The organism is Pseudomaricurvus alkylphenolicus, assembly GCF_011683955.1.
In the GTDB taxonomy this organism is placed as follows: domain Bacteria; phylum Pseudomonadota; class Gammaproteobacteria; order Pseudomonadales; family Cellvibrionaceae; genus Pseudomaricurvus; species Pseudomaricurvus alkylphenolicus.
Genome location: NZ_JAAQPI010000001.1, coordinates 1,049,813 through 1,069,466 on the forward strand (window position 1 = coordinate 1,049,813; position 19,654 = coordinate 1,069,466).

The window sequence follows — 19,654 nt, forward strand, 5'->3', positions numbered from 1 at the left end:
TGGTACCGCTGCTGCCCGCTGCTGGATGGTGAGAACCGTTCAGCTTACCTGACGACCGAGCTATGGCGGGTACTGACAGGGGATATCGGTTATCTGGAAGAAGACGGACTCTTTAAATTGTTGGGTGCAAGAAAGACATGATCATAACCGGTGGTTGTAACGTTTGTACTTCAGAAGTGGAACAGGGATTGATGGCGCTGAGCTCGGCTGTTAGCAACGTCCCAGAGAATCAATAAAAAACGTCGATACCCTCTTGGATTGGAACAGCTTTTTACACTCATCCATAAAGACGCTGACTTTCCGTGTGGGTACACCGCTGGTTGGATACAGATGACCGGCAATAATGTGATTCGCCTCAACTTTGTCTTTAATGGGTTTATAGATCAGCCTCCGGTTGTTGTAAGTGGTCGATGTGGGAGGGCGGATATGCAGCAGGGAAAACCCAAGCCCCGCGCCGACATAACCCCGCACTGCCTCTGACGAGTTACACCGAAGGATGACCTCCGGCTGGTGCTCCTTGGTGCCAAAATACTGCAGGTAGTGCGAGGGCACAATGGTGCCGGGGTCAAAGAGCACCATGGGGTATGACGACAATTCCCTAAGCCCAATCGCCTCCTGATCCGCCAGCGGATGGGATTGCGGAAGAATCACAAACGGGTCAACACTTCTCAGAACTTCAAAACGGATGTCCTCTGTGGGGGCCGGGGTGTCCCAGCTGAACAGTACATCGATCTCGCTCTGAAACAGGTGTCTGTGCAGCGCCTCCAGACTGCATTCGATCACATTGACCGTCAGATCGGGATATTTCTTTTTCAGCTCGCTTAAGATGTCCGCCATAAAATAGGGTGAAAACACGCCGTAGCAGCCGATCGTCAGTTCGCCATTCAGCGTTGCTCCCAACCCCGACACTTCATCGTCAAAGGACTTGATTTCCTCAAGTACAGAAAGAGCACGGCGCAGCACCCGTCGACCTTCGTTGGTCAGGTTAAGCCCCTTTGCCGGAAGGCGAATAAACAGATCAAAACCAAACTCTTTCTCCAGATTGGTAATGGCGGTAATCACGGAGCTTTTTGAGATATGGAGCTCCTCCGCCGCTTTGGTGAAATTCCCATGTTTGGCGGCGCAGACAAAGTATCTGAGGTATTTGAGAGTCAGGTTCATGGCAATCTGTAAAGGTACAAAATATAGTCCATATTATGCTAAACGTTATATTTTTCAACACTAATGCCGAGTGATATCGTAATCAGTCTCTAGAGGAGAGAATCCGGATGTTTCGGATATATGACCCACTACAAGACTGATAAGAGGTTGAAATCATGGAATTCAGCGATCGTTGGGATATTTTTGCACGTAATCCCCTTTCAGGAATAAACACTCTTCGCCGGGGCGCGCTGGCGTCACTGACGGCGTCGGTGGCAGTGTTAGGGCCTGTTCAGCTGCAGGCTCTGGAAATTGAAGAGGTGATCGTTACTGCTCAGAAGAAGGCACAATCCATCAATGATGTGGGTATGGCGATCACCGCCTTCAGTGGCGATGCAATGAAGGAATTGGGCGTATCCGATACCACGGATATGGCGGCGCTGACGCCGGGGCTTACTTATACGTCGGTCTTTTTTGGCCCACCCATTTATACCATGCGCGGTGTGGGTTTCAAGGATACCAGCTACAACGCTTCGGCCACCGTCGGGGTTTACGTCGATGAAGCGGCCATTGCCTACCCGATCATGACTCTGGGTGCGGTATTGGACCTGGAGCGTGTCGAGGTTCTCAAAGGTCCCCAGGGAACACTCTATGGTCGCAACAATACCGGCGGTGCGATTAACTATATTGCCAACAAGCCTTCGGAGGAATTTGAGGCGGGGATTACCGCGTCTTACGGGCGTTACAACACCTTCGAGACGGAGGGTTATATTAACGGTGCTCTGTCAGAAAACGTTCGTGGGCGTCTGGCAGTGAGTACCACCCAATCGAATGAAGGCTGGCAACGAAATGTTGTGACTGGTGATCGACTGGGTGAGCAGGACAATTCTGCCCTCAGACTGAGTCTGGCTGCGGACCTGAACCAGGACTTGGATGCCTTATTGCAAGTCGGGTGGTGGCAAAACCAATCCGATGCCCCCGGCGGCCAGGTGGTCAGGGCCGCCTATCAAAGCCCGGGGAATGCTGGCCTAATAGCGGTAATGGAACCCTGGATTGAAGCGTTTACGGCCGATGGTGAGGATAATAAGGTCGCGGGGTGGACGCCCGGGCAGGATTTATCCAACAACATGGACAGTACGTCGGTAACGCTTCGCTTAAACTACGCCATCAATGAAACCTTGAATCTGACCTCCATTTCCAGCTTCGCCCAATTCGAAGACGATGGTGGCAGACGCGATATCGGTGGGTTCGGCGTTCCTAATGCCGATGCGGCTGTCTTTCTGATGGGACCGGATCTCACCGGAAACCTCAACGATGGTAATCCTATACCGCTTGCGCCTGAGACAGAGTGGCCGTGGGTTGCCAACTTCCTGTTGGAGAATGATGCGGAGATTGACACCTTTTCCCAAGAGATTCGACTAAGTGCCGAATATGAAAATATGAGTTGGATCGCGGGTCTTTACTATGCACAGGACGAAGTTCGTTCGATAGTCACACAACATATACCACTGACCACAAACAGCAATGGCTTGGGGGGCGGTGTTATCAATTTCGGCAGTGCGGTGCAGGATGGAATCAGTGAAACTGAAACATTTGGTCTGTTTGTGCACACCGAATGGCAACTGGGTGACGATTTTCGGTTGACTGCAGGTTTGCGCTACAGTGATGACAAAAATGACTACAGCAATTGCCTGCGCGACGGAGGAGATGGACTCTTTGGTCAGCTGTTCGGGCTTGGTCCGGGACAGTGCGTTACTCGGTTAAGCTCCGGTGATCGGGGACTGTTTGAAGACTCGCTGTCGGAAGACTCTATTTCCGGCAGGCTCAATCTGGACTGGTTTGTTAACGACGACATCATGGCCTACGCCTCTTTCAGCAGGGGTTTTAAAGCGGGCAGCTTCCCCAACAACGCGGCAACGGTTGCCGGCCAACTGGCGCCTGTGGTGCAGGAAGAGCTGAACGCCTACGAACTGGGTTTTAAGGCGACGCTGGATGAAGGCGCCATGCAGCTTAATGGTTCGGTCTACTACAGCGATTACACCGACAAGCAATTGCTGGGGGTGGCGGAAGATCCCGTCTTTGGGGTGCTGCGACGTCTGGTGAACGTTCCGGAATCCGAAATTTATGGTGCCGAACTCGATGTTCAATGGCAGCCCATGGACGGTCTGTTCCTGAGTGCCGGTGCGGCCTGGGTGGATACCGAGGTGAAGGGCGATTTTCTGGCACCCAACGCGTTTGCTCAAGTGATAAATTACGGCGGCTCTAAGTTTACTGATACCGCAGACCTGCAGTTAACCGCGCTGATCAATTACGAGTGGCCGATTAACGACAGTATCAATGCCTTTATTGGTGCGGATGCCAGCTATACCGACGACATGCATGCCGATTACGAACCCGGTCGAATGATTGAAGGAGTGGACGCTTCAGCGCCCACCCAGCTGGACAGCGCCTTCTTGATTGATGGTTACACGCTGGTCAACGCCCGATTGGGGATCGCCTCTTCTGAGGAAACCTGGAGGCTTATGCTGTGGGGTCGCAATCTTACTGACGAGTTCTATGTCAACAATGTGCGCAACAATCTCGACACCATTGTGAACTACGTGGGTATGCCCAGAACCTACGGCATAACGGTTGAGTTTCACCATTTTTAGTAACAGTGGCTGCAGGTTCGCGTTCCGGATAATCAACAATAGGAGTAATGCTATGAGATGCCTAACAGGAATAACCCGGACTTTGGCTCTGTGCGTAGTATTACTCCCTGGAATGGGGCGGGCGGACGCGGTCACCTTCCAAGGAGCTAATCTCCGGAATGCGATTAAGGCCGACTACTCCTATTTGGATAAACTCTACCGGCATTTGCATCAGAATCCGGAACTCTCCTACCAGGAGAAGAACACCTCCCGTCTTATCGCCCAGGAGCTGCAGCAGCTGGATTTCAAGGTGACGGAACACGTGGGTGGCTACGGGGTGGTCGGCGTTTTCAAAAACGGGCAGGGGCCGACCCTGCTCATACGCGCCGATATGGACGCTTTGCCAGTCAAGGAAGACACCGGACTGCCCTACGCCAGCACCGCGGTAGCCACCGAGCAAAATGGGCTCGAAGTACCCGTGATGCACGCCTGCGGTCACGACGTACATATGACGGTGTTGGTGGGGACCGCCAGGCGTCTGAGGGCATTGAGCGGGCATTGGCAGGGCACACTGGTTATGATCGCACAACCCGCCGAGGAGCGTTTGGCGGGTGCCAAAAAAATGCTGGAAGACGGGCTCTTTGAACGTTTCCCTCGCCCCGATGCCAATCTCGCGTTACATGTCAGTGATCAGTTTGATGCGGGCACCGTGGCATTCACCGAAGGCTATATGACCGCCAACGTCGACTCCGTTAATATCCGCGTATTCGGCGAGGGTGGACACGGTGCCTTGCCTCATCAAGCCAAGGACCCGATTGTACTGGCCTCTCAAATTGTACTGGGATTGCAGGCATTGGTTGCACGGGAAGTACCGGCGCTAGACCCCGCCGTGGTTACCGTCGGCTCGTTTCAGGCCGGTTCGAAACACAACGTGATTCCCAATCACGCCGATTTATTGTTAACGGTACGAACCTATTCCGATGACGTGCGACAGCAGTTGCTGGAGGGCATCGAGCGAGTCGCCAAAGGTATGGGCATCGCCGCCGGCTTGCCGGACAGACTGCTGGCCGAGGTCAAGATGCTGGAAGAGGAGAGAACCCTGTCTCACTATAACGACGATCATTTGTCCCGGCAGGTCAAGGCGCTCTTGCAGGAGCGCCTTGGTGAAGAACGAGTGCTCGCCAGCGATAGCGTTATGGGCGGTGAGGACTTCGCTTTGTACAGTCGCGTCGATCCCCCCATTCCAGGACTGATGTTCTGGCTGGGAGCGTCCGACCCGAATAGATCGGACAATCCACACATGCACAATTCCGGTTTTGCACCGCTGGCTTCACCCACCATTCAAACCGGGGTGTTGGCGATGAGTGAGGCGGTACTTAAATTGATGCGATCGCAATCGGAGCGTGGTTATTCCGCTAAAGATCGATCTCAATAACACCATTTTCCTCAGCCGCACGGGACTGACAAAGAATCAGGCTCTGCTCACGTTGAGCATTGGACAGCACAAAGTCCCTGTGTTCAACCTCGCCGGATTTCAACCCGCATTTGCAAACACCACAGATCCCGTCGCCGCATTTAACATCGACATGGATACCCGCTGCGATCAGTGCATCCGCTGCCGTCTGCTCCGCATCGACTTTAATCTCTCTGCCGGAGTCCGCCAGTCTCAAGGTAAAGTCATGATTCTCGTAATCGGGTGTTTCCGGAATGGTGAAGTATTCTTTGTGCAAGGCGGGTTCCGGCCATCCATTTCGCTCCCCGGCCTCCAGTACAGAGGTCATATAACGTTCAGGACCACAGGTATACAGATGGTAACCCTCATGGTAATCGCTGAGGAGGGCATCCAGATTCACGCGGTTGCCTTCGTCCGAAAAGTGATACTGTACTTTGTCAGCCCAGGGCATAGTCGCCAGGTCTTCCAAAAAGCCTGCATTTTCACGGCGACTGCATGAGTAGTGCAGCTCAAACTCGGCATTGATGGCATGGAGCCGATGTGCCATGGCAATCATCGGAGTAATACCAATACCACCGCCCATCAGATAGGTTTTGGTTGCGCACTCATCCAGCGGGAAGTGATTGAGAGGGCGCGAGATAAACACCTTGCGGCCTTCCTGGAAAATCTTGTGCAGCAGTTTTGAGCCGCCACGGCCTTCATCTTCGCGCAGGACACCAATCTGGTATTTACTGCGGTCTGCCGGATCACCGGAGAGACTGTACTGGCGGAAAAACTCAGGAGCGACCACCACATCCAAATGCGCACCGGCATCAAACTCCGGCAGTGGCGATCCATCCAGCGAAGTAAACTCATACTTGGTGACGCCATCGGTCATGGTTTCCGCCTTGGAGACCTGAACTCGCATAACCGGTGCCGGTCCTTCAGGTTCCTTGTATTCGTGGGCGAGGTGTTCGGTTTCGCCACGGGCAAGTTTCGCCCGGTATTGCTCGGGCGTCAGCATATCCTGATAGGCCTTAATGCCGGCTTCGCGATCCATGGGGAACGGGAAGGGATAGGGCGGTGGTGCCAGGTTCGCCGGATACACCGCGAGCGTTTGGTCTTCAAATTTAAGCTCCAGATCGGTTTGCAGTTCGCGCACATTGCTGCCGTTATCGGAAAGCGTGTAGGGTCCTTCGTCTTCCATTTCCAGATCCCACCACCACTTCTTCACCGGGTTGATGCTGCCGTTGCCCAGTTTGTCATCCAGTTTGGCCAGGGTTTTGGCGCCGCCGGGAATATGGCTGGCGGCCCAGCGGAAAGGTGCCTCGGCAAACAGCCCTTCCAGGTTCCAGGGGCAGGTTTTCATGCAGCGGCCACACATGGCTCCCGCCGCATTGGTCAAACGGTAGGTGGTGCACTTCTGGCTGTCTGACTTCCAGATCTCATAGCCGTTGAACATGGTCTTGGGGCCGGCGGTAATTGCGCCGGAGGGGCATTCGCGAGCACATTTATTGCAGCTGTTACAAAAGTTCTGTAAACCAAAATCAATCGGTTTGTCATGCACGAGAGGCATATTAGTGGTGATGGCGCCGGACTTCAGGCGCGGGCCCAAGTAAGGGTTCAAAATCACTTCGCCAATTCGACTCACCTCGCCCAGGCCGGACAACAACAGCAACGGCGGCTGCAGTACCTCTCCATCCATGACGGTGTGAGAGCGGGCACTGTAGCCGAGATTGCGGATTTGTTCGGCCACCACGCCTCCCAACAGTGAAAAGCGCAAATAGGCGCGCATGGACTGACTGCAGGCAATCCAGTCGTCGCCGGAAGCGCCGTCCATGGTTTCATGCCCTTGATCGATAACGACCGAAATCGCGTTTTTGTGATAGGGCGCCAGAGGTTCGCCCAGTGCATCGTGAGAATAGTATGTCCAGTCCGGGCAGCGGCTGATGCCAACCGCATCGGCGCCCAGAAAATAGAGCGCGGCTTTGATGTTGTCGGCATTGCGCTGCGGGTCTTTGGTTGTATCGGACAGCAACGCGTTCTTTTCGCCGTCCTGCAGCAGGACGAATGCGGCCAGCGGTCGACGCGGACCGAAACTGGCGGCACTTTTGCGTACATAGTTGCCATTGCGGGCGGCCTGCTGCACGTGTTTGCCCATATCACCAAAAATGGCGCGGGCGAACATGTCGGTTCGTTTGGGCACCCGGGCGACTCGCAATTCGTCGATAAAGGTGGTGGTTTCATCGACCCGCTTGAGTTTTTCAAACGGGAAAGCGCCATCCTTAAAGCGGCGTTTGGCAAAGGGTTTGGCGTTAAAGGCGTTTTTGACAAAACCACCCTTGGGCGAACCGCCCATCCACCAGGCGGGGCCGTGGCTTTTCAGCCGCTCGGCGAGCCCCTGATTGGCGCTGGGGGCCAAGGGTAGATCCGGAGCCAATTCAAAGGTGGTGGTAATGGCACCTATACCAAATTCGCGGCCCAGGTAGGGGTTATAAACGGCGGGGCCTTCGGAGGTTTGTCTGACTTCTCCCAGGCCCGCAGCCACCGCCAACTTGTTCAAGTCGACATCCGAGCAGGCGCCGGTATGCCCCCGCGCCTCGTAACCCAGCAGACGCAGGTAGTTGCTCAGCACAATCACCGTTTCCGCTGCCCGCAGGCAGGCCCGTTGGGCTTGAGCCTCTTGAATCCAGTCGCCACCGGTTTCATCGCGCTCGGGATCGCGGGGGAATTCGTACAAGAAAACCAGTGCATGGGTGTGGTGGTCCACGCGGGTGGGCGGTGCTTCCATGGTGTCTTTGAGCTCCGCCATGACCACATCGATACCGGCAGCCAGGGTTTTGGTCTGCTTGGTGCGCAAGTCCTCGGCCAGTTGCCCGATATCCGGATTGACGATGGGCTCCGGCAATAGCATTTCAGGGTGCAACTCGCACACACCGGCCTGGGAGGCGTCATGATAATAACCGAAGGCTTTGAGGTGATTGCTGCGCTCCTGCCGGTCAGTGGGGACGACTCCTCGCTCTTTTTTGACCAGACCGTCACGAATGGCATCCAGCATTGCCTGGTAACGGGTCATGGCATTCACCAGGTTTTCCGGATTCGACGGGTCGTGGAAGGAGGTTGCCTGCATGGGTGGTACAGCGGTTAAATCCGGCGGTGTCGATGCTCGCTGCAGTCGCTCCAGGGGGTAAGGCCCCAAATGTACCGGTCGATCTTTATAGGAAAATACTCGCATCTGCCCTAATCCCATGCTGCAGTCATTGTCTGCTCATTACTTAAAGCACTACTGTATAGGAGTACCTGACATTAGAAAATTATTATAAACTTATATGTTCTATAACATTAATGTATAGGTAAGGTCGGACCCATGACACCGAAACAGCTCACCTATTTTACCCGTATTGCCGAGTGCGGAAGCTTCGCGGCGGCCTCAAAAGACCTCCATATCGCCCAACCTGCGCTGAGTCAGCAGATTGCCAATTTGGAAACTCAGTTGGGGGTGGAGTTGTTTTACCGTAAGCCCAGAGGCGTGGAGCTGACGGAGAGCGGTAAGCGACTAATGAATCGGGCCTACGGTATCCTGCGTGAAATTGAATCCACCGTGTTGGATATCCAGTCGGCTGATTTGCAACCCAGTGGTGAACTTCGCGTTGGCATAGTGCCGGCGATCAATAACGTTATGGCCAGTCAGCTGGTCTCGCAGATGGAGCAGCGATACCCGCAGGTTGAGCTGGAGGTGATCAGCGGAGCCTCCCGTTACCTCAATCAGCAGTTGGAGGGGCGCAAAATCGATATCTGCATTGTGCACCCTGACAGCGGCGGTTTTGGAGACTTCACCACCGAACCTTTGCTGCGAGAAGAGTTGTTTTTTGTTGGGGCAGCGACAAACAGCTATCCCCATATCAAAAAACGGGGCCAGCAGAGGGTGATCCGTTTTGCTGATATTGCACACTACGTCACCTTATCGACAGAAGTTCATGACGGCCTTGGATTCAGAGTGCATCAGTACGAGGAAGAGACCGGAGTTGAACTCAACAAGAAACGTTCCTATGGACAACTGCTCACCGACTTGAATGTTATTCTGGAGGGGCAAGCGCAAATGATTTTGCCCTGGTCAGCGTTCTTTCATTTGGCCGGCGACAAACGTTTGGTTATCGCAAAGATTGTCGAGCCGGTACTTCATCGCGATGTGTTTATGTTGACGTCTCCAAGTCAGCCGTTGACGAACACTCTGATCAAATCCCAGAGTCTGATTAAGGAGCTGGTGGGGGATATTTTTGTCCAGGGGCGTAGCGTGGGGGAGTCACTGGTATAGAAAATCTTTCTTGTTCTGGGTTTCCCGGAAAATCTGTGAGCAGTTTTGGTTCAGTCTTTGGCGGGCAAGTGCCAGAAACTGACCTTCGGCGTGGGTCTCTGCAGAGAGGACGAAAGGGGCTGGTGATTTTGTGCCACAACGGGCGGCTGGGTGTCCGTTGGAGGGGCACGCTACCGGCCCTCCCGGCTTCCCTCAGTCCCCAATGAGCCAAGCAAAAAACGCTTGTCTCATTGACTCCTTCGGCGTTCGCTTGAAATGCCCCTCCAACGAACACCCAGCCACCCTTTAGACCTAGGTACACCAACGCTATTGTTCTGAACTTCGCAGCTATAAACCGTTACTCTGGAGAGCACCGGTCGCGCTCGGAGCGCGCTGCTACGGTTGGTCAGAGAATCTCGTCGTGGCCAGAGGTGGTTGGGGTATCTTGTAGGAGCCCGCTCCGAGGGCGATTGCGCTCGCAGAGCGCATTTATGAACTTCCGGCTATGGCACTTTTCTGACTATCCAATACCGCCTAACGCTTGTTGAAAATAATGCGCAAACAGAAAAGCTCGATCTTCAACATGAATATCTGGAATGTCAATTAGTGTTGGCTTTTGCGATAAGCGCCGGCCGTTACGCCCTCCAGCTTTTTAAAAAACCGCGAAAAGTACCCCTGATCTTTAAACCCCAATAAAAAGGCGATCTCCTCAACAGACTGACGGGTATAAACCAAACGACGTTTGGCTTCAGCCATTAAACGTTGCTGTACAATCGTCTTTGGGCTGGCTCCGGCGAACTCATGACAGAGGCGGTTCAGCGTCGAGGTGGACACGTGTAACTCTTCTGCATACAGAGAGACGGGCCAGTGCTCACGAAAATGGCGCTCCACCAACGCACGAAAACGATTGAGTAACAGTGATTCTCGGTCGGCAATATCGGTTTCCAGTCGATTCTGTTGCAGTTGTCGGTTCAGGCTTAACAGGGTCAAGTTGGCGAGTAGCGCCAGCGCCTGGTTGCGGTCATTGGAGTAGTGGTCAAACTCCTCGCGGATCTGCTCGATATAGCAGAGGAACTGACGGAACTGGCGTTCCTCTTCGTTACACCTCATCAATTGCGGCGCGAGATGAATTTCCGTAGCGGGATTAAGATGACGGTCGCTGTGCGCTTTGGTCATTATCGATTCATCAACGGATAATACGAAGCCGCGGCTGTCTGGCTGAAAGCGAAACCCGTGTACCACTCCGGCAGGTATGGTCACCAACCAGCTTCCGCTCAGCTCGTGTTGGTTGTCATCCAGGGATACCGTCAGTTCTCCATCAAAAATGCATAAGGTCTGGAACAATCGGGTATGGCGATGGGGTTTGATGACCCAGCCCAGCTCGCTGCTGCGTTCTGCAATGTCCTCAATGTGGACGAATCCCGGGTCACTTTCTATCGGTTGTTCACCGTATAAACCGTAAAGGGGAACCTTATTTTCTGAAGCAGTTTTAGTAGGCATGCGGAACTCGTGGTGCTGGTCTATGCAGCAATCATTTCGGACGATGTTGGCACACCTGATTGAAAAGTACAATTTTCAGATCGATAAGTGAATAAACCGGAGAAGCTGTTTAAGGCACTATGCTCCCATCAACGCAATAGCAGTGGAGCGAATCATGAAACACCTGAAAACCCAAGTGGCCATTATTGGTGCGGGTCCGTCCGGGCTTTTGCTCGGTCAGTTACTGGCCAAACAGGGCATCGATAACATCATTCTGGAACGTGTAACTGGTGATTATGTACTGGGCAGAATCCGCGCTGGTATTCTTGAGCAAGGGTTTGTTGACCTGGTGCGAGAGGCCGGTGTCGCACAGCGTATGGACACGGAGGGGCATGTTCATGATGGCTTTGAGATCGCGGTTAACGGCGAGAGTACCCGTATCGATCTCAAGCAACTGACCCAAGGCAAAACCGTTGTCTGCTACGGCCAGACTGAAATCACCAGAGACCTGATGGAGGCCCGCGAACAGGCTGACTTGCAGATCCTCTACGAAACCTCGGAGGTCAAACTTAACGAGGTCAAGAGCGACAAACCGTTTATCACCTTTGAATATCAGGGAGAAACCTATCGCCTGGATTGTGACTATATTGCCGGTTGCGACGGTTTTCACGGCGTGTCCAGAAAGACCATACCCGAAGACAAGCGCACCGAGCACGAGCGGGTTTACCCGTTCGGCTGGTTGGGCCTGTTGAGTGATACACCACCGGTCAGCGACGAGCTGATTTACTGCAAGAGTGAACGCGGTTTTGCGCTGGCCAGCATGCGCTCGGAGACTCGTTCACGTTACTACCTGCAGGTCCCCCTGTCTGATAGCACCGACGACTGGAGTGATGACAAGTTTTGGGATGAATTGAAAAAGCGCTTGCCCGCCGAGGCCGCCGAGCGTCTGGTAACCGGGCCAAGCATTGAAAAGAGTATTGCCCCGCTGCGCTCATTTGTGTGCGAGCCGCTGCAGTACGGGCGTCTGTTTTTGGTTGGGGATGCGGGCCATATTGTGCCGCCCACCGGTGCCAAGGGCCTGAATCTGGCCGCATCTGACGTATCTACCTTGTATAAGATTTTGACCAGGGTATACCGCGATGGGGATACCGATTGCATTGACCAGTATTCGGCCATAGCTCTGCGTCGTATTTGGCATGGCGAGCGCTTTTCCTGGTGGATGTCCAATATGTTACATGACTATGGCAGCACCGCCGTCAGCGACATGGAGGCTGAGACCTTCGACCGTTTTATGGACTCGGAGCTGGACTACTACCTCCACCATGAAGAGGGGCAGAAGGTGATCGCCAATCAGTATGTGGGCATGCCTTACGAAGAGCTTCGGTAATTCACGGCACTAGGAGCCATTTCGGAAAGCCCGTGGATTTTCACCGCTTTTTTTCTTGAAAAAACGGGTGAAGTGCGAGGGGTCGGAGAAGCCCAATTGATAGGCAATTTCGGCAATACTCCGGCCGGTATAGATCAGGCTGCGTTTAGCTTCCAGCAGCAGGCGCTGGTGAACTATCTCCAGTGCCGAGTGCTGACTGATTCTGCGGCAGATACTGTTCAGATGTGGTGGGGTGATGCCGAGTCGCTCGGCGTACTGAGACACTGGCCAGTGTTCGCTATAGTGCTCTTCCACCAGTCGGATAAAGGCATTGTAGTGTATCTGCCCGCGGTCATGCCTCTCGGGAGCGGGTGTTTCAGGAACATCGCGGCGGCTCAGGCAAACCAACAGCGTCGTCAAACAGGATTCCAGCATCAGCTGCCGGGAGGTGGCCCGACTCCGGTATTCACGCGCAATGGTGTCAAACAGTGTATCCAACAGTGATTGCTCTGCGCCGGCGATATAGACCTCGGCGGTTTTCAGGGCACCGGTGGTGCCTTCCAGAGACTGTGCAATGCGGTTGAGCAGCGGAGAGGCAATGGAGAGTACCTGCCCCTCGGCGTCCGGCGTCCAGACAAAATCATGTACGCAGCCCTCCGGTACCACCAGCACACAGGTGGGGGAGAGGTGCGTCAGTACGCCGTCCAGATGAGCCTCGGCGGAACCCTTTTGCAGGTAGAACAACTGCGTGATACCGCTGTGGCGGTGGGGGTTGATCTTCCAGTTGTGTTGTCGGCTGCGTTCCACCAGGGGCTCACAGTGCAGCATCTCCAGCTCAAGATTCAACACTGAAGACGGTTTGTCCTCGCCATAGACGACGAAATCGGGAATATCAGCGAATTTGGCCATAATCTTCGAAATTGACAACTATCCCCACCATTTGTCCATTCATTATGGCCATTAACTAGTGAAAAATACAACTCATCGGAAGGGTAAGTCACCGACTCAAGAGGACCTATTATGGTTTGGCAAGCGCACGACTACGACGATATACCTGGAACCTATGTGTTCGATGGTCAAAGGGCCCACAGCTCCTATGCCCTGAACAAGTTGTTCTACTCCTTTAACACCGAGGCCTGTCGCAAGGAATTTGATGCGGATCCCGCCGCCTACTGCGATAAGTTTGGCCTCAGTCCTGAGCACAAGCAACTGGTGGTGGAACAGGACTTCTTGGGCATTTTGAGAGCGGGTACCAATATCTACTATCTGGCCAAGTTCTGCGTACCCCGTGGCGTGACCGTGCAGGATGCGGGCGCCGCATTCCAGGGCATCAGCGGCGATGAGTTTCGGGAAACACTGTTGAAAAAACGCGAGGGTCTGGAAGAGAGACTGGCGCAGGAGGGAGGTTACTGGAATGGCTAAAATCATCGGTGGTGTCACCACATCTCATATTCCCGCCGTGGGCAATGCTATCAGCGACGGTGTTACTCAAGAGCATTACTGGAAACGTTTTTTCGACGGTTACCAGCCGGTGCACGCCTGGTTGGACGAGAAAAAACCCGACGTGATTATCGTTGTCTACAACGACCACGGGCTTAACTTCTTTCTCGACAAAGCCCCCACCTTCGCGATCGGCTGCGCGGATCAATACGAGAATGCCGACGAAGGCTGGGGCTTGAAACCCACTGCGCCATTTACCGGCGACGCACAATTTTCCTGGCATCTGGCGGAGTCGCTGATCGAGCAGGAGTTTGATATGTGCACCTGCCAGGAGATGCTGGTGGACCACGGCTTCGTCAACCCGGTGCGGGTTCTGTACGGAGACCACGAGCACTGGCCGGTAAAAACCATTCCCCTGGCGGTCAATACCGTTCAGCACCCGCTGCCGAGCGCCAAGCGCTGTTTTAAGCTGGGGCAGGCGTTGAAGCAGGCTATCGAGTCCTATCCGGAAGACATCAATGTCGCGGTGGTGGGAACCGGTGGTATGTCTCATCAGCTACAGGGGGAGCGAGCAGGTATTATCGACGTCGATTATGATCTGGCCTGTATGGATAGCGTCATTAACGACCCGGCCTGGTTCTATAATCAATCCAATGCCGAGATTATCGAAAAGGCAGGCACCGAAGGCATCGAGACGATTATGTGGTTGGTGATGCGCGGTGCTCTGGGTGACAAGGTGAATTGTCTGCACAAGCACTACCACGCACCGATTTCCAACACGGGTGCCGGTGTATTGCTTCTGGAAGCTGCCGACGAATAACTTTTCTTGAGGAAATTAAAATGAAAGTCATGGTTGTAGGGCCGGGAGCCTTTGGTATCAAGCATCTTGATGGGCTTAAGAACATTGATGGTGTGGATGTGGTTTCATTAGTTGGTCACAATCTTGAAAAGGCCCGTAGTGTCGCCGAAGCGTACGGCATTGCTCATGTGGCTGATGATTTGGCCGAGGCGTTGGTAGAAACAGATGCCGATGCAGTCATTCTCTGTACGCCCACACAGATGCATGCCGCCCAGGCTATTCAATGCATGGAAGCCGGTAAACATGTGCAAGTGGAAATCCCCGTGGCGGACAGCTGGGCCGACGCTGAAGCGGTGATGGCCAAGCAGAAGGACACCGGATTGGTGTGCATGGTCGGGCACACGCGCCGATTTAATCCCTCCCATCAGTGGTTACACAACCGCCTTGCTCAGGGTGAGTTGAATATTCAGCAGATGGATGTGCAGACCTATTTCTTCCGGCGTAAAAATATCAATGCCAAAGGCGAGCCCCGCAGCTGGACTGATCACCTGCTGTGGCACCACGCGGCTCATACGGTGGATCTGTTTGCCTACCAGGCGGGATCACCGATTGTTCAAGCCAATGCCATTCAGGGACCGATACACCCTGAGTTGGGTATCGCCATGGACATGTCCATCCAGATGAAGACCGAAAACGGTGCGATTTGTACCTTGTCGCTTTCATTCAATAACGATGGCCCATTGGGTACCTTCTTCCGGTATATCTGCGATAACGGTACCTATATCGCCCGCTACGATGATCTGTTTGACGGCAAGGAAGAGGCCATTGATGTGACTCAGGTGGATGTCTCCATGAATGGCATTGAGCTTCAGGACCGGGAATTCGTCGCAGCAATCCGCGAAGAAAGAGAGCCCAATGCCAGCATCTCCAAGGTGCTGCCCTGCTACAAAGTGCTGTATGATCTGGAGCAGCAACTGGCAGGTTAACGACCGGCTAATTCCAATTTTTGAAGTGGGGTAGGGAATAAAATGCAGCGACAACTGGGAATCCATCAAGTTAATGCCATCGGGCTTGGCTGTATGAATCTGAGCCATGCCTATGGCGTGGCGCCGGAGAAAAAAGATGCGGTGCGGCTGCTGCAGCGGGCGGTGGAACTGGGGGTGACCCATTTCGATACCGCGGCTCTTTACGGATTTGGTCGCAACGAATGTCTGGTCGGTGAGGCGCTTAAACCTTATCGCCAGAACCTTCATCTGGCGAGCAAATGTGGCATGACCGGCGTCGACGGTAAGCGTGTGATTGACGGTCGGCCGGAAACACTGATGCGCACCATCGAGACGTCGCTCAAAAACCTGCAGACAGAGCATATTGATCTTTACTACCTGCACCGCTGGGACAAGTCAGTCCCCATTGAAGACAGCGTGGGCGCTTTGTCGCGTATGGTGGAGCAGGGCAAGATCGGTGCGGTGGGCTTGTCGGAAGTTTCCGCCGACACCCTGAAGAAGGCCAATCAAGTTCACCCGATCACCGCACTGCAAACGGAATATTCCCTGTGGACCCGCAATCCCGAAATTGCGGTGCTTGATGCCTGTCGAGAGCTGGGGGTGACGTTTGTGGCCTTTAGTCCGTTGGCCCGTGGCTTTCTCAGTGGCGGGATCAGCGATCCCTCAAAGCTGGTTGAGAAGGATATTCGGGTGAATATGCCGCGATTCCAGGAGCCCAATTTCTCGAAAAACCTGAAGCTGTTTGACTCGTATAAGCAGCTGGCGGATGGTGCAGGTTGTACACCAGGTCAGTTGGCACTGGCCTGGTTGTTAGCCCAGGGGGAAGACATTGTCCCGATTCCCGGAACACGCTCCGTTGAGCATCTTGAAGAAAACCTCGGCGCCTTGGAGTTGACTATTGATAAAGGGACGCTTGAAGCCGCGGGCGAGATTGTCAATCATCTGACCGTGAACGGGCCACGTTATCCGGAGGCTACACAGGCTGAGATCGATACGGAGGAGTTTGGTTAGGCTTCTTCATGCTACATTATCAGGCCCCCGTAGTCGGGGGCCGATGAGATTAGAATTGTACGGTATTAGAAACTATACTTGGCGCTAAATTGCAAATAATCAGACTCAGCGCCACTATCGGCCACCTCATAGTTACCAACCTCTGCACCGACCGTTAACTTCGGTGTAAGGTTGGTAAACAGGTTCAGCCCCCAGTGAATCCTCTCCTCATCTTCAACGTCCGTCTCCGCTTTGCCATAGTAAATAGTGGAGCGCAGGTTGTCATTCCAAAAGTGACGGTAGGCCACCTCAAAGGCAGTGGTTTCCTCCAATACGGCATTACCCTCTGAGTCCATGACCACATCGGTACTGATCCCCGGTGCCACATAGCGGCCGGATTCTCCAAAATTGTACTGGAAACGCAGATCGTCACGACCGATCATAAATTTACCGTAGACATTGCCGGCTACCGCGGTTTCATTGACGCCTTCAGAATCCACGTGTTTCACCAGACCGGCGATGCCCAGCTGCCCCCAGTCACCCTTAAAGGTATAGCGAGCCACCATGTCAGGAATAAAGTCGTCATTCTCGGATGCGCCCGTGGTATTTGGGTTTTCCAACGCCAGTTCCAGACCACCGTTGGTATAACGAATCTGCGATTGACGGATAAACACCAGGCCTACATGGGGGCCACCAAAGTCTGCCGCTTCCGGAATAGCGGCCAGAGGCATAAAGGTTGACCAGGTCTGTCCAAGGGTCCAGTTTTCATACTTGATAATGGCGTGACGCAGACGTGGGTCGAAGTTACTGACAACTGCGTCGCTGCCGTCGCTGCCGTAAAAGTCCATTTCCAAAAAGGCGGAGACATTGCCGTGACGGTAGGTCAGGTTAAACCGGGTTTCCCGGGCACTGAATTCCGATTGTTTGGCATCACCAGAGGTGGCACCCGATGCGATCCAGAAAGGGCGATAGGGCACATCGCCGGATACGGATCGAAAGTCCGCTTTCAGGTAGCCACCAAACTTGATACTGCTCTCATTGCCGAGTTCCACCTCAAAGGCGGCGTTGGCCAGAGATGACAAGCCCATCAGGGCGGCCAGGGGCAAGATGCTGATTTTTTTCATGTGATTTCTCCAGTCTTTCTTAGGGTTTATTGGCTGTGAAGTCGATCTATCGCTTGCGCTGCTCTCAGGGATTGATCAGTAGAAAATAAAGTAATCAGGAAACAGAATGATCAGAGCCAGAATGGTCATCTGCAGCAGGATGAAAGGAATCGCCCCTTTATAGATGGTTTTTGTCATCACGGAGCTGGGAGCAACACCCTTGAGATAAAACAAACTGAAACCAAAGGGTGGTGTCAAAAACGATGCCTGCAGATTCATGGCAATCAGAATGGCAAACCACACCATATTGAGACCGAGTGCTTCGGCGATGGGTGCGAGAATGGGAACGACAATAAAGGCGATTTCGATAAAGTCGATAAAAAAGCCCAGTGCGAAGATGCCCAGCATTGCCAGCGCCAGGAAGGTCCATTTTTCACCGGGCAGGCTGAGAATGTATTCCTCCACCAGATAGTCACCACCGGAGTAACTGAATACCATCGAGAAAGCCGTGGCGCCCAGTAGTACAGCAAACACCATGGAACTGACCTTGACGGTTTCAAGCGCGGATTCTTTGATCACCTTGAGGGAGAAACAACGATAGATTGCTGCCAGTATCAGGGCACCAACGCCACCCAGTGCGGAAGACTCTGTCGGAGTGGCCAACCCGGTAAAAATAGAACCCAATACAGCAACGATCAACGCCAACGGAGGCAGTACATTGAACAGCGCACTGCGAGCGACTTTCCAGCGATCTTCTTCAACGGGAATGGGAGGCGCAAAGTCCGGATTGCGTCGTGTGAGATAGATGATATAGAGGATATAAGCCAGAATCAGCGCGGCACCGGGCACCACAGCAGCTTTGAACAGGTCTCCGACAGGAATACCCATCACATCACCCAGAATAATCAAAATAATAGAGGGCGGTACGATTTGCCCAAGTGTTCCGGAGGCGCAAATAATGCCCGTGGCAGTGGGCTGGTGGTAGTTGTACTTGAGCATAACCGGCAACGAAATCACGCCCATGGCCACCACGCTGGCACCGACCACGCCGGTAGACGCCGCCAGAAAGGCACCCACCAATACGGTGGAGATGGCCAGCCCGCCGGACATACCACCAAAGAGTTTGCCCATGGATTCCAGCAGGCGTTCTGCCAGACCGGTTTTCTGCAGCACCACGCCCATAAAGATAAACATGGGCACCGCCATCATCACGGTGTTTTCCATGATGCTCATAATCCGGTAGGGCATCATCTCAAACAGATCGAGCCCCATGGTCAGGCCGCCGACCAGCAATGACACTCCCGCGAAAGTAAAGGCAATGGGATAGCCGACAAACAACAGCAACAGAGCTGTCACAAACAGGACGATACCGATCATTGTTCAGTCTCCTCTTTGGCGCCAATAAAATGCTGAAATTCGGTCAACATGACCTGTAGTGCACAGAGCATCAAAAATGCTGTAGACGCAGGGATAACGGCGCGAATAATCCAACGATGAGGCAGACCACCGGGATCGCCACTGCCTTCGTTCATCAGGAAGGCTTCCTGTGCGTAGCCGTAGCCGGAGGAGAGGATGAGATAAGAAATAGGCAGGGTAAAAACCAGCGTGCCGATGATATTGATAATGGCCTGTTTACGAACGGACAAATTCTCAAAGAAGATGTCCACACGAACATGACCATTTTCTTTTAAGGTATAGCCGATACCAAACATAAACATGGCGGCGAACAGGTGCCATTCCAGCTCCTGCATAGCGATACTGACGGTATTGAACAGATAGCGCATCACCACGTCGTAAAATACGTTGGCTAACATCAACACCATCAGGATGGCGCACAGAATGCCAACAAGATCGATAAAGCGATTCAGCTGTTGCGTTAAAACTCTCATAGTCAATACATCTTTTTTAGAGAAAAAGAGGGGGCTGAAGCAGCGTCAAACCCCCTTGAAAGCGATCGGTAGCCCGATAAATCAGAGA

The 19,654-nt window shown here is 53.5% G+C and carries 15 protein-coding genes; 8 read left to right on the top strand and 7 right to left on the bottom strand.

The features are described 5' to 3' along the window. Positions 1-210: 210 nt before the first annotated feature. A complete protein-coding gene (locus tag HBA55_RS04100; protein ID WP_166987438.1) occupies positions 211-1,161 on the bottom strand; it encodes a LysR family transcriptional regulator in 951 nt (316 codons plus the stop codon). Between the two features lie 155 nt (positions 1,162-1,316). On the opposite strand from HBA55_RS04100, the gene HBA55_RS04105 reads away from it, so the two are divergent. Together HBA55_RS04105 and HBA55_RS04110 are read left to right on the top strand one after the other, a co-directional pair. Then, positions 1,317-3,791, top strand: a complete 2,475-nt coding sequence (locus HBA55_RS04105) for a TonB-dependent receptor (RefSeq protein WP_166987441.1) — start codon at positions 1,317-1,319, stop codon at positions 3,789-3,791. A 52-nt stretch (positions 3,792-3,843) separates the two neighbouring features. Beyond that, positions 3,844-5,205, top strand: coding sequence for a M20 metallopeptidase family protein (locus HBA55_RS04110; protein ID WP_240945863.1), 1,362 nt, complete (start codon positions 3,844-3,846; stop codon positions 5,203-5,205). Here HBA55_RS04110 and HBA55_RS04115 read toward each other — a convergent pair. After that, positions 5,186-8,437, bottom strand: coding sequence for a 2Fe-2S iron-sulfur cluster-binding protein (locus HBA55_RS04115; protein ID WP_206019507.1), 3,252 nt, complete (start codon positions 8,435-8,437; stop codon positions 5,186-5,188). The genes HBA55_RS04110 and HBA55_RS04115 overlap by 20 nt on opposite strands. Positions 8,438-8,569: 132 nt before the next feature. On the opposite strand from HBA55_RS04115, the gene HBA55_RS04120 reads away from it, so the two are divergent. Further along, a complete protein-coding gene (locus HBA55_RS04120) occupies positions 8,570-9,517 on the top strand; it encodes a LysR family transcriptional regulator (RefSeq protein ID WP_166987447.1) in 948 nt (315 codons plus the stop codon). Positions 9,518-10,099: 582 nt separating this feature from the next. Here HBA55_RS04120 and HBA55_RS04125 read toward each other — a convergent pair. After that, positions 10,100-10,996, bottom strand: coding sequence for a helix-turn-helix domain-containing protein (locus HBA55_RS04125; RefSeq protein ID WP_166987449.1), 897 nt, complete (start codon positions 10,994-10,996; stop codon positions 10,100-10,102). A 154-nt stretch (positions 10,997-11,150) separates the two neighbouring features. On the opposite strand from HBA55_RS04125, the gene pobA reads away from it, so the two are divergent. Next, positions 11,151-12,362 (top strand): 4-hydroxybenzoate 3-monooxygenase, encoded by a 1,212-nt coding sequence (pobA, locus tag HBA55_RS04130; RefSeq protein ID WP_166987452.1) that lies wholly within the window; start codon positions 11,151-11,153, stop codon positions 12,360-12,362. Positions 12,363-12,371: 9 nt separating this feature from the next. Here the strand turns inward: pobA and HBA55_RS04135 are convergent, their stop codons facing one another. Further along, the gene (locus HBA55_RS04135; RefSeq protein ID WP_166987455.1) at positions 12,372-13,268 is read right to left on the bottom strand and encodes a helix-turn-helix domain-containing protein; all 897 of its coding nucleotides are present in this window, start codon (positions 13,266-13,268) and stop codon (positions 12,372-12,374) included. 93 nt (positions 13,269-13,361) lie between these two features. Here HBA55_RS04135 and HBA55_RS04140 point away from each other — a divergent pair, with 93 nt between their 5' ends. Genes HBA55_RS04140 through HBA55_RS04155 form a run of 4 tightly spaced genes read left to right on the top strand, consistent with a single transcriptional unit; the run spans position 13,362 to position 16,595 of the window. Continuing rightward, entirely contained in the window at positions 13,362-13,763 is a 402-nt protein-coding gene (locus tag HBA55_RS04140) for a protocatechuate 3,4-dioxygenase (protein WP_166987457.1), read from the top strand. Beyond that, positions 13,756-14,601, top strand: a complete 846-nt coding sequence (locus HBA55_RS04145; protein ID WP_166987460.1) for a class III extradiol dioxygenase family protein — start codon at positions 13,756-13,758, stop codon at positions 14,599-14,601. The genes HBA55_RS04140 and HBA55_RS04145 overlap by 8 nt, the downstream gene beginning before the upstream one ends. A 20-nt stretch (positions 14,602-14,621) precedes the next feature. Then, positions 14,622-15,566, top strand: a complete 945-nt coding sequence (locus HBA55_RS04150; RefSeq protein WP_166987463.1) for a Gfo/Idh/MocA family oxidoreductase — start codon at positions 14,622-14,624, stop codon at positions 15,564-15,566. Positions 15,567-15,608: 42 nt separating this feature from the next. After that, entirely contained in the window at positions 15,609-16,595 is a 987-nt protein-coding gene (locus HBA55_RS04155; RefSeq protein WP_166987466.1) for an aldo/keto reductase, read from the top strand. Positions 16,596-16,660: 65 nt separating this feature from the next. Here the strand turns inward: HBA55_RS04155 and HBA55_RS04160 are convergent, their stop codons facing one another. The 3 genes from HBA55_RS04160 to HBA55_RS04170 form a co-directional block, all read right to left on the bottom strand. Beyond that, positions 16,661-17,698 (bottom strand): DcaP family trimeric outer membrane transporter, encoded by a 1,038-nt coding sequence (locus HBA55_RS04160; protein ID WP_166987469.1) that lies wholly within the window; start codon positions 17,696-17,698, stop codon positions 16,661-16,663. Between the two features lie 75 nt (positions 17,699-17,773). Further along, complete coding sequence (locus tag HBA55_RS04165) at positions 17,774-19,054, bottom strand: TRAP transporter large permease (RefSeq protein ID WP_166987472.1); 1,281 nt, start codon at positions 19,052-19,054, stop codon at positions 17,774-17,776. After that, entirely contained in the window at positions 19,051-19,566 is a 516-nt protein-coding gene (locus HBA55_RS04170) for a TRAP transporter small permease subunit (RefSeq protein WP_166987474.1), read from the bottom strand. The genes HBA55_RS04165 and HBA55_RS04170 overlap by 4 nt, the downstream gene beginning before the upstream one ends. Positions 19,567-19,654: the final 88 nt, after the last annotated feature.

Excerpts from the sequence above, each read along its gene's own strand:
- HBA55_RS04105 (WP_166987441.1), top strand. The coding sequence starts at position 1,317 with ATGGAATTCAGCGATCGTTGGGATATTTTTGCACGTAATCCCCTTTCA.
- HBA55_RS04145 (WP_166987460.1), top strand. The coding sequence starts at position 13,756 with ATGGCTAAAATCATCGGTGGTGTCACCACATCTCATATTCCCGCCGTG.
- HBA55_RS04125 (WP_166987449.1), bottom strand. The coding sequence starts at position 10,996 with ATGCCTACTAAAACTGCTTCAGAAAATAAGGTTCCCCTTTACGGTTTA.
- HBA55_RS04160 (WP_166987469.1), bottom strand. The coding sequence starts at position 17,698 with ATGAAAAAAATCAGCATCTTGCCCCTGGCCGCCCTGATGGGCTTGTCA.
- HBA55_RS04100 (WP_166987438.1), bottom strand. The coding sequence starts at position 1,161 with ATGAACCTGACTCTCAAATACCTCAGATACTTTGTCTGCGCCGCCAAA.
- HBA55_RS04150 (WP_166987463.1), top strand. The coding sequence starts at position 14,622 with ATGAAAGTCATGGTTGTAGGGCCGGGAGCCTTTGGTATCAAGCATCTT.
- HBA55_RS04140 (WP_166987457.1), top strand. The coding sequence starts at position 13,362 with ATGGTTTGGCAAGCGCACGACTACGACGATATACCTGGAACCTATGTG.
- HBA55_RS04120 (WP_166987447.1), top strand. The coding sequence starts at position 8,570 with ATGACACCGAAACAGCTCACCTATTTTACCCGTATTGCCGAGTGCGGA.
- HBA55_RS04155 (WP_166987466.1), top strand. The coding sequence starts at position 15,609 with ATGCAGCGACAACTGGGAATCCATCAAGTTAATGCCATCGGGCTTGGC.
- HBA55_RS04170 (WP_166987474.1), bottom strand. The coding sequence starts at position 19,566 with ATGAGAGTTTTAACGCAACAGCTGAATCGCTTTATCGATCTTGTTGGC.
- HBA55_RS04165 (WP_166987472.1), bottom strand. The coding sequence starts at position 19,054 with ATGATCGGTATCGTCCTGTTTGTGACAGCTCTGTTGCTGTTGTTTGTC.
- HBA55_RS04110 (WP_240945863.1), top strand. The coding sequence starts at position 3,844 with ATGAGATGCCTAACAGGAATAACCCGGACTTTGGCTCTGTGCGTAGTA.
- HBA55_RS04115 (WP_206019507.1), bottom strand. The coding sequence starts at position 8,437 with ATGCGAGTATTTTCCTATAAAGATCGACCGGTACATTTGGGGCCTTAC.
- pobA (WP_166987452.1), top strand. The coding sequence starts at position 11,151 with ATGAAACACCTGAAAACCCAAGTGGCCATTATTGGTGCGGGTCCGTCC.